10 protein-coding genes and 1 CRISPR repeat array are annotated in these 15,891 nt (G+C 62.9%); of the genes, 4 read left to right on the forward strand and 6 right to left on the reverse strand.

The genetic code is table 11. From position 1 onward, the window contains the following. Window positions 1-181: 181 nt before the first annotated feature. From ED208_RS13795 to astA, 4 genes are all read left to right on the forward strand, one after another. Complete coding sequence (locus ED208_RS13795; RefSeq protein WP_123212507.1) at window positions 182-1,396, forward strand: hydrolase; 1,215 nt, start codon at window positions 182-184, stop codon at window positions 1,394-1,396. After that, the gene (locus ED208_RS13800; RefSeq protein ID WP_123212508.1) at window positions 1,387-2,199 is read left to right on the forward strand and encodes a DUF3298 and DUF4163 domain-containing protein; all 813 of its coding nucleotides are present in this window, start codon (window positions 1,387-1,389) and stop codon (window positions 2,197-2,199) included. The genes ED208_RS13795 and ED208_RS13800 overlap by 10 nt, the downstream gene beginning before the upstream one ends. Then, the gene (locus tag ED208_RS13805) at window positions 2,196-2,549 is read left to right on the forward strand and encodes a tRNA-binding protein (RefSeq protein ID WP_123212509.1); all 354 of its coding nucleotides are present in this window, start codon (window positions 2,196-2,198) and stop codon (window positions 2,547-2,549) included. Before ED208_RS13800 ends, ED208_RS13805 begins: the two co-directional genes overlap by 4 nt. A gap of 119 nt (window positions 2,550-2,668) precedes the next feature. Continuing rightward, entirely contained in the window at window positions 2,669-3,682 is a 1,014-nt protein-coding gene (astA, locus tag ED208_RS13810; protein WP_123212510.1) for an arginine N-succinyltransferase, read from the forward strand. A 166-nt stretch (window positions 3,683-3,848) separates the two neighbouring features. After that, window positions 3,849-7,238: direct repeats of the CRISPR family, unit length 28 nt; unit sequence TTTCTGAGCTGCCTACGCGGCAGTGCGC. Window positions 7,239-7,366: 128 nt separating this feature from the next. Here the strand turns inward: astA and cas6f are convergent. Genes cas6f through cas1f form a run of 6 tightly spaced genes read right to left on the reverse strand, consistent with a single transcriptional unit; the run spans window position 7,367 to window position 15,735 of the window. Then, on the reverse strand, window positions 7,367-7,924 hold the full coding sequence (gene cas6f / locus ED208_RS13815; RefSeq protein WP_123212511.1) for a type I-F CRISPR-associated endoribonuclease Cas6/Csy4: 558 nt from the start codon (window positions 7,922-7,924) through the stop codon (window positions 7,367-7,369). 5 nt (window positions 7,925-7,929) lie between these two features. After that, a complete protein-coding gene (gene csy3 / locus ED208_RS13820; RefSeq protein ID WP_123212512.1) occupies window positions 7,930-8,970 on the reverse strand; it encodes a type I-F CRISPR-associated protein Csy3 in 1,041 nt (346 codons plus the stop codon). A gap of 27 nt (window positions 8,971-8,997) precedes the next feature. Next, window positions 8,998-9,996: a type I-F CRISPR-associated protein Csy2 gene (gene csy2, locus ED208_RS13825; protein WP_123212513.1), complete on the reverse strand. Its 999-nt coding sequence runs from the start codon at window positions 9,994-9,996 to the stop codon at window positions 8,998-9,000. Next, window positions 9,993-11,324, reverse strand: coding sequence for a type I-F CRISPR-associated protein Csy1 (gene csy1, locus ED208_RS13830; RefSeq protein WP_123212514.1), 1,332 nt, complete (start codon window positions 11,322-11,324; stop codon window positions 9,993-9,995). Before csy1 ends, csy2 begins: the two co-directional genes overlap by 4 nt. A 32-nt stretch (window positions 11,325-11,356) precedes the next feature. Further along, window positions 11,357-14,761: a type I-F CRISPR-associated helicase Cas3f gene (gene cas3f / locus ED208_RS13835; RefSeq protein WP_123212515.1), complete on the reverse strand. Its 3,405-nt coding sequence runs from the start codon at window positions 14,759-14,761 to the stop codon at window positions 11,357-11,359. After that, complete coding sequence (gene cas1f / locus ED208_RS13840; RefSeq protein ID WP_123212516.1) at window positions 14,758-15,735, reverse strand: type I-F CRISPR-associated endonuclease Cas1f; 978 nt, start codon at window positions 15,733-15,735, stop codon at window positions 14,758-14,760. The genes cas3f and cas1f overlap by 4 nt, the downstream gene beginning before the upstream one ends. Window positions 15,736-15,891: the final 156 nt, after the last annotated feature.

The raw sequence follows: 15,891 nt of genomic DNA on the forward strand, positions 1-15,891 counted from the left end.
TTTCGGCGCTGCTTGCGTGGCGGCCACCCCTCCGTCGCCTTCGGCGCCACCTCCCCTGCACACAGGGGAGGCATTCGCTGTGCCTCCCCTACTTGTAGGGCAGGTGGCGCGTAGCGCCAGAGGGGTCCAGCGGTGGCTGATCGCAAAACCTTCGCAAAGCTACAGGCCCTAGAATCCCGCCATGAGTCCGCACGCCGCCGCCCTCGCCCTGATCGACCAGCAGCAGGCCGCCGCGCGCGACAGCCTGGTGGGTCTGTCCAACATCAACTCCGGCAGCTTCAACGCCGCCGGGGTGCGCGCCACCGCCGAGGCCTTTGCCGCGCTTTACGCGCCGCTGGGCGCGCGGGCCGAATGGCTGGAGGTCGCGCCCTACGAGTCCACCAACGATCAGGGCCAGCGTCTGCAAAAGCCGCTGGGCCCGGCCTTGCGCCTGCGCCAGCGGCCCGAGGCGCCCTTGCAGGTGTTCTTCTGCGGCCACCTGGACACGGTGTTCGCCGCCAACTCGCCGTTCCAGACCGCGCGGCTGATCGACGACAACACCCTCAACGGCCCTGGCGTCGCCGACCTCAAGGGCGGCCTGGTGGCACTGCAACTGGCGCTGTCGGCGCTGGAACAGAGCCCGCTGCGCGAACGCATCGGCTGGACGCTGCTGATGAACCCCGACGAGGAGATCGGCTCGCGCTCCTCGGCGCCGCTGCTGCGCGAGGCCGCGCAACAGCACCAGCTCGGGCTGATCTACGAACCGGCCTATCCGGACGGCAACCTGGCCAGCGCCCGCAAGGGCAGCGGCAATTTCGACCTCATCGTCCACGGCCGCGCCGCCCACGCCGGCCGCGACTTCGCCGCCGGCCGCAACGCCCTGGTCGCCGCCGCCGACTTCGTGCGCGAGCTCAACGCCCTCAACGGCCAGCGCGGCGAGCTGACCATCAACCCCGGCTATATCCATGGCGGCGGCGCGCTCAACGTCGTGCCCGACCTGGCGGTGTTCAAGTTCAACGTCCGTACCGCCGAGCCGAGCGACGAATGCTGGATGCAGGACCAGCTCGATCTGCTGATGACCCGGCTCAACGAACGCGAGGGCCTGCGCTGCGAGCTGGTCGGCGGCTTCACCCGCCCGCCGAAGGTGGTGGACGCGCAGATGCAGCGGCTGATCGACTACGTCGGCGACTGCGGCCGCCAGCTCGGCCTGGGCCTGCAGTTCAAGCCCACCGGCGGCTGCTGCGACGGCAACAACCTCGCCGCCTACGGTCTGCCCAATCTCGACAACATGGGCGTGGTCGGCGGCGACATCCACAGCGACCGCGAGTGGATGCGCCTGGACTCGCTCGCCGAGCGCGCCAAGCTCAGCGCCCTGCTGCTGCTGCGCCTCGCCAGCGGCGAGCTGTCATGGCCCTGAGCCGCCGCCAATGCATCGGACTGGCGCTGCTGCTGGCGCTCGCCGGCTGCCGCGACCAGACCCCGGCGGCACCGGCTGCGGCCAGCGATCACAGCAAGGTGGAAGTCCGCAGCCTGCTGCTCAAGGACCGCCGCCAGTCGCCGAAACCCTTGCCGGGCGAAGACCTGCGCGCCGAGCTGAGCCTGATCCAGACCAGCGAAGCCGGCCTCAACCGCCAGATCGAGGGCTGGGTCGGCAGCCATTGCCCGCGCGATCCCGAACAGAGCGCGGTGCCGGACAGCGGCGCCGCCTGCCTCAGGCTGTGGATGGACGGCTGTCTGAAGCAGGCCGCCGCCCTGGCCGGCACCGGCACCCCCGCCCGTTGCAGCTTCAGCGCCGAAACCAAGGTGCTGCTCAACCGCGACTACCTGCTGAGCCTGGCACTGGAAAGCTATGCCGACACTGGCGGCGCCCACGGCATGCCTGCGGTCAGCTACCTCAACATCGACCGTCGCAGCGGCAAGGCGCTGGCGCTCGCCGACCTGATCCAGATCCCCGAGCCAGCACTGCGCGCGTTGCTGGAGCAGCAACTACGGCTGGCCTTGAACGTGCCACCGCAGGCCTCGCTGAAAGCCAGCGGCTTCTTCGAGGACCAACTGCCGCTCACCGACAACGTCGCGCTCGACGGCGAGGGCCTGCGCTTCACCTACGGCGCCTACGAAATCGCGCCGTACTCCATGGGTCTGCCCAACATCCACCTGCCCTACAGCGCCCTGGCCGGGCAACTGGCGCCCGACTCGCCGATCCGCCGACTGCTGCCATGAACCACGAAACCACCACCGCGCCGACCATTCCCGTCGAGCAGTTTTTTGGCTGCGACCTGCGGGTGGGCACGATCACCGCCTGCCGGCCCAACGCCAAGGCGCGCAAGCCGTCCTACGTGCTGAGTCTGGACTTCGGCCCATTGGGCCCGCGCACCAGCAGCGCCCAGATCACCCAGCTCTACACGCCGGAAGACCTGGTCGGCCGGCAGGTACTGGCGGTGGTGAACTTCGCGCCGCGCAATGTCGCTGGCGTGGTCAGCGACTGCCTGACCCTGGCCGTTGATGGCGACGGCGGCCTGGTGCTGCTGGCGGTGGAGCGACCGGTGGCCAACGGCCAGCGGGTGTACTGAATGGCGCGGCCGTCGATGCCCTCTTCGCCCCGCTGCTGGCCCTCGGCGCTCATCACAGCACCAGATCAGCCCTGCCCTCCCGGCTGCGGACCGCGCGGCGATCACCGACACTGCCCGCCATGAAAATCATCCGTCCCATCGCCCTTCAAGACCTGCCGGCCCTGCTGCACATGGCGCGCACCGCCGGCGCCGGCTTCACCTCGCTGCCGCCCGACGAAAACTATCTGCGCGAGAAGATCGCGCTGTCGACGGCCTCCTTCGACCGCGCCGTGCAGGTGGCCGGCCACGAGCGCTACATGTTCGTGATGGAAGAGACCGATACCGGCGAGGTTGGCGCCTGCTGCGCCATCGAAGCCGCCTGCGGACTCGACGAGCCCTTCTACAACTACCGCGTCGGCCTCACCGTACATGCCTCGCGCGAGCTGGGCATCTACAACCAGGTGCCCACCCTCTACTTGAGCAACGACCTCACCGGCACCAGCGTGCTCTGCTCGCTGTACATGACGCCGGAGTTTCGCGGCGCCGGCGTCGGCAAGCTGCTGAGCAAATGCCGCTTTCTGTTCATGGCGCAGTTCCCCGAGCGCTTCGCCGACAAGGTGATCGCCGAGATGCGCGGCGTCAGCAACGAGGAGGGCCACTCACCGTTCTGGGAGGGCCTGGGCCGGCACTTCTTCTCGGTGGACTACGAGCGCGCCGAGCACATCGTCGGCATGGGCAACAAGGCCTTCATCGCCGAACTGATGCCGCCCCACCCCATCTACACCGTGCTGCTACCGAAGAGCGCGCAGGCGGTGATGGGCAAGGTGCACCCGCAGACCGCGCCCGCCCTGCACCTCCTGGAACAGGAAGGCTTCCGCTACCAGGGCTACATCGACATCTTCGACGGCGGCCCCTCGGTGGAAGTCCCCCGCAACGAAATCCGCTCGATCAAGCGCTCACGCCTGTTCGAGGCGGTAATCGCCGAGCCCGCCGGCGGCGGGGTGCCCTGCCTGGTATCGAACGGCGATCTGCACGGCTTCCGCTGCGCGCAGGCGGCGCTGTATGTCGAGGGCGGCAAGGTGGCGGTGCCGGCAAGCCTGGCGAAGATTCTGTCCGTCGACGAAGGCGACCCCGTGCGAGCAACCGCCTTGTAGACCGGCGCCCTCCTCCGGCGTATACCCTGCAGTCGCCGCAATCACGTTACTTGGGGCGCAGCAATGGAGGTGTTGGTAGCTTGGGTGTGCTACTCGAGGCTGGGCCGAAGTGATCGGTTACGCGGCAATGCGCGTCCAAGGCGCACAGTCGGCACCTCCCGCGAATTTTCCGAGCTTCCTACGCGGCAGCGCGCCAAACGACCAGCAGCATTGCCTGGGCCTGCGTTTTCTGAGCTGCCTACGCGGCAGTGCGCTTTGGGCAGACGGCTTGCACCTCAATTCGTCATTTCTGAGCTGCCTACGCGGCAGTGCGCGCCCTGGCAATCCGTGCTGGAGCGCTACGACCTTTCTGAGCTGCCTACGCGGCAGTGCGCTGACTGTCGGATCGTTCTTGCTCATCACGTTTTTTCTGAGCTGCCTACGCGGCAGTGCGCTTGTGGTTGCACGTCAGCACCCGGTTTCCAGTTTTCTGAGCTGCCTACGCGGCAGTGCGCGAGAGCTTGCGCGATGCCATCGCCCGGGCGCTTTTCTGAGCTGCCTACGCGGCAGTGCGCCTGTGCTCGGCCACGCAGCGCGCGTACCTGGATTTCTGAGCTGCCTACGCGGCAGTGCGCGAGGCCCAGGGCCATGACCTGCTGTGCAGAGATTTCTGAGCTGCCTACGCGGCAGTGCGCTTGGTGGTGACTTTCAGTTCAGCGGAACGCAATTTCTGAGCTGCCTACGCGGCAGTGCGCAAACACCTAGGCCGATGCCGGCGGCAGTGGTCGTTTCTGAGCTGCCTACGCGGCAGTGCGCGCTTCCAACTCGACTTGCCGTCACTCCCTGACTTTCTGAGCTGCCTACGCGGCAGTGCGCAAACGGTCGTCGTTTTGCATTGACACGGTTTATTTCTGAGCTGCCTACGCGGCAGTGCGCGGTTCGGCCTCTCAACCGGGAGGCGCCGTCATTTTCTGAGCTGCCTACGCGGCAGTGCGCTCCTCAACTCTGTACGGCAGATAGATTGCCCATTTCTGAGCTGCCTACGCGGCAGTGCGCCTCGAAAGCGGCGACGTTGTTCGTGCTGGGCATTTCTGAGCTGCCTACGCGGCAGTGCGCGCCAGCGCTCTGCGCACGCTCAAGGGCATGGTTTTCTGAGCTGCCTACGCGGCAGTGCGCTTCTTGCGGCCGAAGATCGACGGACACGGCAGTTTCTGAGCTGCCTACGCGGCAGTGCGCTGTTCACTAAGTGCTCAAAAATGCACGTGCTTTTTCTGAGCTGCCTACGCGGCAGTGCGCACGACGATCACGACTGACAGCAACGGCAACAATTTCTGAGCTGCCTACGCGGCAGTGCGCACCGTGCTGTTCGAGGCCAAGCAGTCCAACAATTTCTGAGCTGCCTACGCGGCAGTGCGCTCGGCGACTACTGGCAGATCATCCAAGCCGCTTTTCTGAGCTGCCTACGCGGCAGTGCGCTAGGTATTCCCTGCGGACTCCGGGTCGGCGCATTTCTGAGCTGCCTACGCGGCAGTGCGCCGCGGCTCCTCAAGCGCTGCCTCGATCTCGTTTTTCTGAGCTGCCTACGCGGCAGTGCGCAGCCGGGCACACGCCTCGCGTGCGCTCATACTTTTTCTGAGCTGCCTACGCGGCAGTGCGCTCCAGTGAACGTCTCTGCCAACCCCTTCTACTTTTCTGAGCTGCCTACGCGGCAGTGCGCGATGCTCTTGGCGCTCACTTCGCAGCCTCAATTTTCTGAGCTGCCTACGCGGCAGTGCGCTTCGACACGCCGGCCAACGGCCTGCGCGCCATTTTCTGAGCTGCCTACGCGGCAGTGCGCTCTGGATCTGATTGGCGGCGGGAAGTTTGCCGTTTCTGAGCTGCCTACGCGGCAGTGCGCTCGAACTGTTGGAGCAGATCACCCTGCCCGATTTTCTGAGCTGCCTACGCGGCAGTGCGCGTGCTCGCTGGTGATGCGGTCAGCAACGAGACTTTCTGAGCTGCCTACGCGGCAGTGCGCTGCTGCCTTTTACCGAGATCCACTATGGCATTTTTCTGAGCTGCCTACGCGGCAGTGCGCATGTTGAACGTCACCACGCAGGAAGCGCGCGATTTCTGAGCTGCCTACGCGGCAGTGCGCGGCGACGCGGCGCTGGACCTGGACGCCTTTGATTTCTGAGCTGCCTACGCGGCAGTGCGCACGTCCTCAACCGATAGCCGGCTGGCGTCGATTTTCTGAGCTGCCTACGCGGCAGTGCGCAGGTAGACACAGCAGAGGGCCAGCGGCGGATTTTTCTGAGCTGCCTACGCGGCAGTGCGCGCAGTGGAGGCCAAGGCGGCGCGGGATGAAGTTTTCTGAGCTGCCTACGCGGCAGTGCGCAGTATCTGGGTGGCATTGCAGGCGCTGGGCTATTTCTGAGCTGCCTACGCGGCAGTGCGCGATATGTGCGCACCTACAAGCAGGCGCAGGGTTTTCTGAGCTGCCTACGCGGCAGTGCGCGCCAAGCCCCAGGTGCCGACGTAGCGCTTCATTTTCTGAGCTGCCTACGCGGCAGTGCGCAACTCGGTGAGGTCGTTCATGTCACTCCTATCTTTCTGAGCTGCCTACGCGGCAGTGCGCGCTGCGAGCGCCGGGCGGTGAGCTGGGGGTTCTTTCTGAGCTGCCTACGCGGCAGTGCGCGGCTCGTTCCACATGGCCAGGTACTTCTGCCATTTCTGAGCTGCCTACGCGGCAGTGCGCGCTTCCCATATTTGGCCGCGAGCCAGCTTCGTTTTCTGAGCTGCCTACGCGGCAGTGCGCTGCGCCACCCTGCTGATCGCGGTGTTCGAGGATTTCTGAGCTGCCTACGCGGCAGTGCGCATTGCAGTCGATGTCCAGCGCATGCCAGGCCATTTCTGAGCTGCCTACGCGGCAGTGCGCACGTTTTTATGCTGCCGGTGACTCCAACGGGTTTTCTGAGCTGCCTACGCGGCAGTGCGCGGTGTTGCTTGCCATCGGTTGTGTTCTCTACTTTTCTGAGCTGCCTACGCGGCAGTGCGCTGCGGATCGCGCATGGCGCGAACACACTCCATTTTCTGAGCTGCCTACGCGGCAGTGCGCATTCGCTACCGCTACAGCGGCGGTTCCTGGACTTTCTGAGCTGCCTACGCGGCAGTGCGCGTGAAGCGCATATCAGCCTCCGCGCTTGGCGATTTCTGAGCTGCCTACGCGGCAGTGCGCCGGGCCGTAGCTGCCGGGCAGTCGCAGCGCGATTTCTGAGCTGCCTACGCGGCAGTGCGCTGGAATACGGCTCGATCAGTGGCCGCAGCTTTTTTCTGAGCTGCCTACGCGGCAGTGCGCATCTATAACTACCGTGCCGGCGTTTCGAGCATTTTCTGAGCTGCCTACGCGGCAGTGCGCTAGGTGTTTCCTGCCGCTTCCGGGTCGGCGCATTTCTGAGCTGCCTACGCGGCAGCGCGCCTGAGCGACCAGGCGCTGTTGACCCAGCTCGGTTTCTGAGCTGCCTACGCGGCAGTGCGCACGTTCAGCGGGGCATCGGCATTCACGCCGATTTTCTGAGCTGCCTACGCGGCAGTGCGCTGTGCAATTAAACCAGCATCTTACTGATTGTTAAAGAGAATAAATCCTTTACCGCGTGACGCCCCATTTTTTGAGAGCGACGTAAGCGCTTGATTGCATTAAGCGGCTTACGTCGCCTAAAAAAAGGGTTAGAACCAAGGCACTGTCGCGACGTCGCTCAGGCCGTAGCTGCTGAAGCTGCCCGGTACTGCCGCTTCAAGCAGTGGACCATGCTCGACAAAAAGCGGGAACCGTTGCCCCGTGCTTGCGCTGCGCAGCAGCAAATAAGGCAGCGATAAGGTTTCCGCCGCACTGTCCGGCACTTTCTCTTGCGCTTGCTGCGGCGTCATTCCATGACGCTTGATCTGTCGCCGCCGCAACCTCTCAGGGCTGCTCTTTGCCTGCACTCGCTTCACCACACGGTGCTTGGCTCCGACAGGCACAGCCACCGGCTCACTTAGTTGAACATGGTCGCGCATGCCCTTGAGCCAGTCGCTGCCCATCAGCGACTGCAAGGACGAGAGCCCGCCGTGCAGCCGCAGACGATCACCCAAGTACATGGCCTTGCTGTCAGGGAAACTGATGCCCACCTTGCCATCAGCCAGCCGCGCCAGCGCCCGATGCAGCTTGGACACCAGGGCGCTTAGCAGGTCGATGGCTACAAAGTCGGGATCAGGCCGAAGCCGAATATCCAGATAATGATCCATGACACTCAGCCTGCATCACCAAACACACCGCCACGGATCAGCGTGGCGATGACGAAGTGCTGATCCACCAAGTCCGGCTCCTTGTCCTTGATGATCCAGGCGTCCAGCAGGCTATAGAAATCCCGCTTTTCCTTGGGCTGACGATAAGCCCGCCCCTGCGTGGTGACGGAACCGTAGGGCTCAACGGCGATAGGTCCGTTCTCTTCGGCACCGGGATACCAGGAGTCGATACTGCGCAGTGCGTTGCCGATCTTCTGTGAGTGAATCGCGGCCACCGCCTTGTCGCCATCGCCCACTGCGTAAAGGGTCTTGCTCTTGTCACCTCGGCCGCGGTCCAGAATCAACTCCTGTGACGGGAACACTTCCTGGCCGGCACCCACACGCACGAAGGCCGTCACCTGCAGCAGCACATGCGCCGTTCCGGAAAGACCGGACTCAATCAGCCTGGCAAGGGCGGTGGCGCTGGCAGCCTCGGCAGCGGGCGCGCTGAGCTCGCGCACCGAATGCTCCAGCGCCTGGAAGGTCCACTGCGTTGCGGGCTTTCCGTCCTGCAGATGCGCCACGCGCACCTCCACCTGCTCTGCACCAATGCGATTGCGCCACAGGAAACGGCCGTTGGCGATATTGGCGGCGTACCGCTTGGCCAACTCCGCCAGGCAGTTTTTCTGCACGTAGGCCTGCACCGTTGCCACCAGCTTCTTGCGATAGTCGGAATCGTTGCAGGCCGATGGCTCGCCCACACCGCCGAGCACTCGTAGCGTGAACTGCACCTTGAGGGTATCGGCCGCCAAGGGCAGCGCCGCCACATCCACAGTCTGAAGGTTTGGATTTTCAATCGCCGCATCCAGCTTGGCGGGGTCCTGATCCTTGGTCTTGAGCCGGTTGGAAATGGTGCCGCGCACCGATTTTTCACGAAGCTTCACGGACTGCCAGCTGTCCGCGCTGTCGCGCGCTTCCCAGCCGCCAGAAAAGAACAGTGCGTCGGAAGGATCAAGCTTGCGCTCGAAAGCAAGAACAGAAGCGGTCTTGAGTGTTTCAGTAGCCATGATGGAATTCCTTGTTCGTGATGACGATCAGTTGTAGTCGCACTCGGACTCAAACGGGTCCGGCGCAGCGATGTAGTCATTGCGACATCGATACAGGCCTTGCTCCGGCCGACTCTCCGCATACCAAAGCAGCTGCTCAGAGGTTTTGATTCGATGCGGGCTAATCCACTGCCCGACCGAGTAAAGGCTCTCCACAAAGCGAAATGGCGTTTCGGTGTCGCGTGCATTGGCAACAGTTCCAGCTGCATGCAGTTCGCTGAGCGCGCCGTAGCCAACGGGAATCGGCACCACCCAGCCCAGGCTTTTACGGTCGTGAACCCACTCGCCTTTTCCAGACGCCGCTTCCGGATCATGGCGCCAGTTGATACGCGACAAAGAAAGCCAAGCATCTAGCCGGGTGACGCTGGCTTGCTCAGCCTGCAACTGGGCAAGGCGCTGGTCGATGAGATCATCACGCGCTACCAGCGCGAAGCCGGGCAATAGGCGTAAACAGAGCTTGCGAAATTTCGCCGCCTTATCCTCGTCGGTCCCCGTCATATCGACTAGCTGCGGCTGGTAGCGATAACGCCAAGCGTGTTGCGGCGCTACCACCGAGCCGCCCGCAATGCGCATACCAGCTAGCAGATTCGCCACCGTTGCCAAGTCTGGTGCCTGCCGCTCTGGCTCCGACTTCCAGCGCTCGGAACGCACCGCGAAGACGAGACTCAGATCCAGGTGGATGCGGCCCTCTTCCACAATCGCCAAGGTGCTGCCGTCCTTGTCTACAGGATTCCGGGTCAGCCGGAATGCCTTCACGAAAGCACTATCGGTCACCTGCTCCTGATAGTCATGGCACACCACGCCGACGGCCTGAAAGCGGATATCCAAACCGCTCTTGCGCGCCTTGCGCTCCAAGGCCCACATCAATCCTAGGAGTGCAGTTGCCGCAACAAAGCCGTGCGTTTGCGCGCTGGAGATGGCGTTGGCGTTCTGCACCTGCAGATGCGGGAGCACCAAAAGCCTGTTAAAGCTCGGACGGGACGTCATGACGCCACCTCGGCACGACGCTGAATCGGCACGGGCCAGTCCGCTTCGATGATGGCCTGCTTGCCCCAGTGCTTGAACTCGGCATCGCCGAGCGCAGGCAAGCCTTTGCTGCGCAGTTGCTCGTTGAGCCAGTTGGCAAAGCGACCCGCCACTTCATCGGGCCAATCGGCCCAGGTATAGGCACGCTTGAAGTCTTCGTCGTCCTGCCGGTGATCCTCGCGGACGGCGAGCTGAGTCCGCTCCGGGTCCAGCCACAACTGCTCGCACAACGGCAGCATGCAGCGTTCGTCACGCGTCCATCCCGGCTCCATGTGTGCAAACACAGAGGCGGCAAAGATCGGCAGCTGTAGACCCAGCGCCTGCTCAATGGCCTCGCGCTTGTCGCGTGTCTCTGCGTTGCGGTCCGGGTTGCTGAGCAGGAACTTGGCCAGCTGGTCCACCAGTTCCGCCACGCCTTCAAAACGGGCAAAGCGCTTCATCGCCGATTCGACGCCCAGCACAGCCGGCCGGTTATCCCGATCCCACTTCGGCGGCAAGGAGGCCAACAGGTAGTTCACGCCGCCGCGCTCGCTATTGAGCTGCGAGATATTCTGCGGCTTGGTGCCTCCCAGCTTGCGTGCCACCAAATTGCGGTAGTCGCTGTAGCCCTTCGCATGAGGCTGCTTCTCGCGTCGGGCCTTGCGCGCTGCAACGCTCGCCTCGGAGAAGCGGGCGTCCTGAATCCGGGCATGTACGGCATGCGCGAGACTGCTGGAAAACAGTGGCTGCAGCAGCTGGTAATGCGCATCATCGGCGGGATCATCACCAACCAGCCAGTAAAGCTGCTTGGCCGCTTGATGTGAGCTGGCCTGCACGTCACTGCGCACGAGTCCCTTGAATGCATTCACCCAACCAACCGCTACCGTTTCATCCTCGTGCAGCGCGGCCAGCAAGTCGGCATCGCCATCCTGCATCCAATCCAGCAGGCGACGCCCATCGACTTCCAATTTGAGAAACTTGAACACGTCCAGAGCCGCCGCATTGCCGACGATGTCATCGACAAACTCGGCGCCCAGGCTGTGCGTGCCAATTTCGGTACGCACGGAAAGCGCCGAGGGCGGCGCATGGAGGCTGCTGCCGCGTGCGTCCGGATGCGTCGCCTTGAGAACATGAGTAACAGCCTGAATCTGCAGCACCCGGCGCGCCGCATCAGCGAGCCAGACTCCATACTCGTATTTGGCTGCGGCATTGTCCCCTCCCTCTTTACCTCTAAGTTTATCGTCGCGTCGCGCATCAATGAATGCCTTGATGGCTGAGCGGAATTTCAGAGACCTGTTCGTGACCTCCATCCTCAACGCCTCCCGATTTACAGATTCGAGGCTCACTGCCCCACAAAAACAGAAAATCCAAGCCACGGATGCCAATTCCAACCATACGTGCTGTTCGGCACTTCAACCGTTGAAAACTGTCTGGCCACCTCTTGCAGGTTGCGCTCCGAATACGAAGCCTGCTCACACAAAAGAGTCAAGGCATCAAATTCACCCCAGGGACCGATACGCTCACCCAACCGAATCACCAACCCTCGCCGCTGCCCCTCTTCGATTCGGACGTAAAGTCTTTCTGTACCTTTTCCCAACTCCTCCACTCGATGCAAAATCAGAGAATCCTCTTCTTCATCCGGCAGCAGTACTAGCGTCGTAGTCCGCAGACTGTTGTCGCGGAACGGCTGCTGCTGCGACAACACGCCGGTCAAGTTGGCCTGTGCGTGCTGCCAAGCCCAGGCGGCTTCATCGCGTTGCATATCGGCTTCAGAGTCCAGCGCAATCTCTGAGGGCGCGCGGGAGCGGGGCAGCATGGCGGCGATCATCCTGGCCTGCTCCAGATCAACCAGGGAGCGCGCTGGCTTCCACTGATCTTCCGAGCGCTGGAGAATGCGGGGTAGCGCATTGAGTACCTGATACTCATCCGGCTGCATCAATTTGCTCAGGCGATGGGCCTTCAAGCGAAAGTGATGGCTGGCGGGTTTATCTAGCAGCTCAAATCCCGGACGCACGAAAGCTGCCGGCGGCTTACCGTCCCGGCCCATGCCCGCCCGGAAATGCCGAAGGTTGAACTCAAAGATCAGCACATTCGGCTTATCCCCCAGCTTGCCGCGATGCCGCTGCACGCGACCGGCAAGCTGGATCAGCGAGCGCATGGAGGAGGGCTCGGCCATTGCCCAATCGGCATCCCAGTCGCGCCCCACCTCACAGACCGGCGAAGCCAGCACGACGAACAACTGGTTATGCTCAGGATGCGCGTCAATGCATTTGCGAATCTCCGGCAGCTGATACACCGCCTGGCCTTGATCGCCACGGCGGTTGAATGCCGCATCCAACTGATGCTCGATAGCAGAGCGCTGCACCAGCGGAAAGCGTGCGTGATACACGCACAGATGAATGCGACAGTCTTCCGGGGCGCCGAGCGCGAAGAGGGCTTTGGCCACATCGAATAGCGGATCGATATTGGCCATGCGCACCAAGCCAAAACTGATGCGCTTGCCGCTGACGGGGTCGGTCTCGGCGTGATCGCCGTGCAGCCGCAGGCAGGCTCCATGAACCTGCGCGGCAAACTCGACATGCACAGCTTCCCGCTCCAAGTTCTTGTCGATATCGAGCGGCAAGAGTTCTCCACGGCGCAGAGGTGGCGCCTGCAACAAAGCTTTGGCACGTTTCTGCACGAATTGCCGATGTTGCTCCGCAAAGGTGTGCTCTTGTGCGGATATCGCCGTCTGCACGCCGAACTCGTCCACCCACAAACAAGGCAAGTCAAACACGCTGCTGGCCTGCCCACCTGCCTCGCCACGATTACGACGGTATTGCGCCCGCCCATGGCGATAAGCCAGGAACATGCCTTCCACCAGAGCCGGGGGCAGAGTCGCAGAGGAAAGCAACACACGCGTGCCCAGCATGCCGGCCCAATACACCAGTCGGGTCAGGGCCGGCAGATCATTGATGTCGTAGTCGTCCAGCTCATCCAGAATCAGGTCGCTGCTCATCAGCCGGAGCATCGGCGCGATCTGGCGGCCAGCGCGCAGGGATTCCGTTGCCGGCACAATGTGATCGACCGTGCAGACCAGCATCGGCGCGGATATCAGCTTGCGGATTTCCGGGTCATGCAGCGCACGAGACAGCAAGGGGTGGTCGGCCGTATTGCCCTCGTAAAGCACATGGCTGTCCTCCTCCAGCAGGCTTTGCGCAGATGCCGAGCCGCTGGCTTCCGCTTGCTGCTCGTAGTACTCGAACAGCGCCCGGCTGGCGGAACCGCCGACCCGAATCGCGAGTTCGTCCTCGCTCAGATGCAAGTCCTGCCGATAGGCGCGTCCGGTTTGCAGTGTCAGCGTACGCAGACCGAGCGCATAAGTGGCGCGCATGCCCAGCTGTGGATCGGCCAGCGCGTTGAAGATTCGCGCATTGGCCAGGGTCTTGCCGCAGCCGGTGGACGCCATGTTGATGATGAATGCACCGTGCTGTCGCGCTGTTTCGCGCAAGGACACAGCGGCATCAGCTGCCTTGTCCTGCCAGGAGAAGCCCGGATTGGCACTACGCTTGCGCAGACCGCGATGATGCGCAAGGCGCGGCAGATACCGCTCGAAGCCGGGCAGCGCGTGGACGATCAGACTAGCATCGCGCGCCACGCCCAGCAGGTGTTCGTCCAGCGGCTGCTTGAGGCCATCCCGGTCGGTATTGGCATACAGCTTGGTTTTGCCGTCGCCTTCGACTCGCTCTGTCGAATCTCTGAGCAAACTGGAGTAGTAGTGATCCGCTAGCATCAGGCTCAGGCGCGCCAGATGCATGACATAAGGATTGTCCAGCCAGTTGCTCTGGTCTCGCTGCCTCAACGTCAGCAAACGTTTGGCCAACCGCACGGCTTGCGCGCGCCACTTTGGCTCCATGACGGGCAGCGTGCCGGCGAGCTTCCAGAACGGTTCGATCTGCTGCAAGGACGCATCCTGCCAAACCTCGTTCCAGTCATGGGCCACAAGACGCATCGGCTCCTGCACCCAGACCTGATTGAAGTCAGGGGCGCGTTGCCCTAGCCTGCGCTGGTGGCCTTCGTCGTCCCTCACGGGCACCACAGGCAAACGATGATGCGTCACCACAAGCCAGCCGACCGCCGCAGCCAGGGGTGGCAGCTTTTGGAAGGGATAAGGAGTTACAGCGTCTATGCCGTCGCGTTGATAGCGGCCCGGCGCAGTCCACTGCTTTTCATCATACGCATCGGGATTGGCCAGGCGCCGCAGCCAGGCGTCGTCATCGTCATCGCCTACGAAGGCCTGGAACAAGCGCAACGAAACCCATTCGTGACGATAAATATTGCGTTCCAGAAGCCGCCCCCTCAGCCGCTGCTGGAAGGCAAGAGAGGCTTTGCCCAGATCATGAAGCAGTGCCGCCAGCGCGGCGAGCAGGCGGATCGCTTCGCCGGTATGCCAGTCGTTCTCGCCCTGTTTCTTGAGCACATCGCGCGCAGTGGTGTTGGTGGGCACAGCGCCTTGCGCATTGAAGCGACTGGCATCGCCCACGATCCACAGCAATTCGCTGCGGTCGCGGCCGCGTATCCAGTGGCAAGCTACAGCGGTGTTCTTGCGGGCGGTCTTGCGCAACAGGCTCCGGAGCGCATCAAGCCCTGCCTGCGTGATGGAGGTCTGCCAAGTGCGTTCACCCCGGCGCTCGGCGAACTGATCCAGAATGCGCCGCGACTCCTTCAGCGCCCGTTTGTCGCATTCCGAGATCAGTAGGATATTCACTGCGCCTGCAATCCCACCCGCTCGGCAACCGCCTTGAGCGTGTCGATCATGAAATCCAGAGATTCGGACTGCGTCAACGCCTCGATGCAGGCACTGCGGAAAGTCTGCTCCTCGTCGCCACGCATGGCCGATAGGAAGGCTTGCGGAAGGATTGTGGCGTCTTTGATCAGATCCGCCACATCGAAGACCAATCCGCCGCGCCGGGTCTTGCCGTGCAGGACGGCCAGGCCATGCGGCAAGCCCAGCACCCAGGTAGCGGTGGCGCCCAGACCATAGGCCAGATAGTTGCCGTGATCGAGAAAGCGATTGGCCGGATCAGCGCCTATGCCCCTCTTGGCACGCACGAAGTCGCCGTAGCTCACCGCGCGCGCCGCTAGCTTGAATAACTCTTTGCTGAGCCGAGCCTCCTCTGCCAGAAGATTGGGATTGTCCGGCACACCCTGGATGCGGCGCAGCGACTCGTCCAGCGCTGTCTGAAGTGCGCGTACATCAACGGCAAAACCTGTCTCACGCAACCAGCGCGCGTCAGTCCACAAACGGCGCACGCGGTCCAGCCGCGCCACCTGAAAAGCCTTGGCCGCCTTGAGTCGCTGTGCGTCGTCGAACCAGAACTTAACCCAGAGCTGCAGGTATTCCGTAGGCCGGTACTCACTCTGCGGCGACAACCAAGCCACCTCTACATCAACTTCATTGGCTGCAAATAACGGCGTGCCGCCGCCGCCGCAGAAGCCCACCAGCACGCCAGCTTTCGCCAGCTCACGCATGGCCGCTTGCGTCAGCGAGGTGCCGGTACCGAGCAGCACGGTTGTGGTGTTGGCGATGGGAATATTCCAGTAGACGGAACGCCGGCCTTCTTCGGTAACGAACTCCACCCGACCACCGTTCACCAACACACGGCAATGCTCTAGGTAGTAAAGATTTGCCCTCTTCGAGTGGAGGATCGACTTTAGATTCGAGCCTTCTGCTTCGGACATTCCCTGATTCCCTGTAATGCGTGGCTAGTTATGTGTTGATTTTCAACAATCCCAGCCTGAGCTCCAGGAGCCACCGGGAAAAGGCCTGATCGATTCGCCGCTGCGGAAAATCAATGTCACTGACATACGCTAAGCAAGCGACGTCTCAAAAGGCGA

This window comes from Stagnimonas aquatica, assembly GCF_003730135.1.
GTDB lineage: Bacteria > Pseudomonadota > Gammaproteobacteria > Nevskiales > Nevskiaceae > Stagnimonas > Stagnimonas aquatica.

What these genes read in the sequence shown, in the direction of transcription:
- cas6f (WP_123212511.1), bottom strand. Translation starts at nt 7,924, where the DNA reads ATGGATCATTATCTGGATATTCGGCTTCGGCCTGATCCCGACTTTGTA.
- ED208_RS13800 (WP_123212508.1), top strand. Translation starts at nt 1,387, where the DNA reads ATGGCCCTGAGCCGCCGCCAATGCATCGGACTGGCGCTGCTGCTGGCG.
- cas1f (WP_123212516.1), bottom strand. Translation starts at nt 15,735, where the DNA reads ATGTCCGAAGCAGAAGGCTCGAATCTAAAGTCGATCCTCCACTCGAAG.
- csy1 (WP_123212514.1), bottom strand. Translation starts at nt 11,324, where the DNA reads ATGGAGGTCACGAACAGGTCTCTGAAATTCCGCTCAGCCATCAAGGCA.
- csy3 (WP_123212512.1), bottom strand. Translation starts at nt 8,970, where the DNA reads ATGGCTACTGAAACACTCAAGACCGCTTCTGTTCTTGCTTTCGAGCGC.
- csy2 (WP_123212513.1), bottom strand. Translation starts at nt 9,996, where the DNA reads ATGACGTCCCGTCCGAGCTTTAACAGGCTTTTGGTGCTCCCGCATCTG.
- ED208_RS13795 (WP_123212507.1), top strand. Translation starts at nt 182, where the DNA reads ATGAGTCCGCACGCCGCCGCCCTCGCCCTGATCGACCAGCAGCAGGCC.
- astA (WP_123212510.1), top strand. Translation starts at nt 2,669, where the DNA reads ATGAAAATCATCCGTCCCATCGCCCTTCAAGACCTGCCGGCCCTGCTG.
- ED208_RS13805 (WP_123212509.1), top strand. Translation starts at nt 2,196, where the DNA reads ATGAACCACGAAACCACCACCGCGCCGACCATTCCCGTCGAGCAGTTT.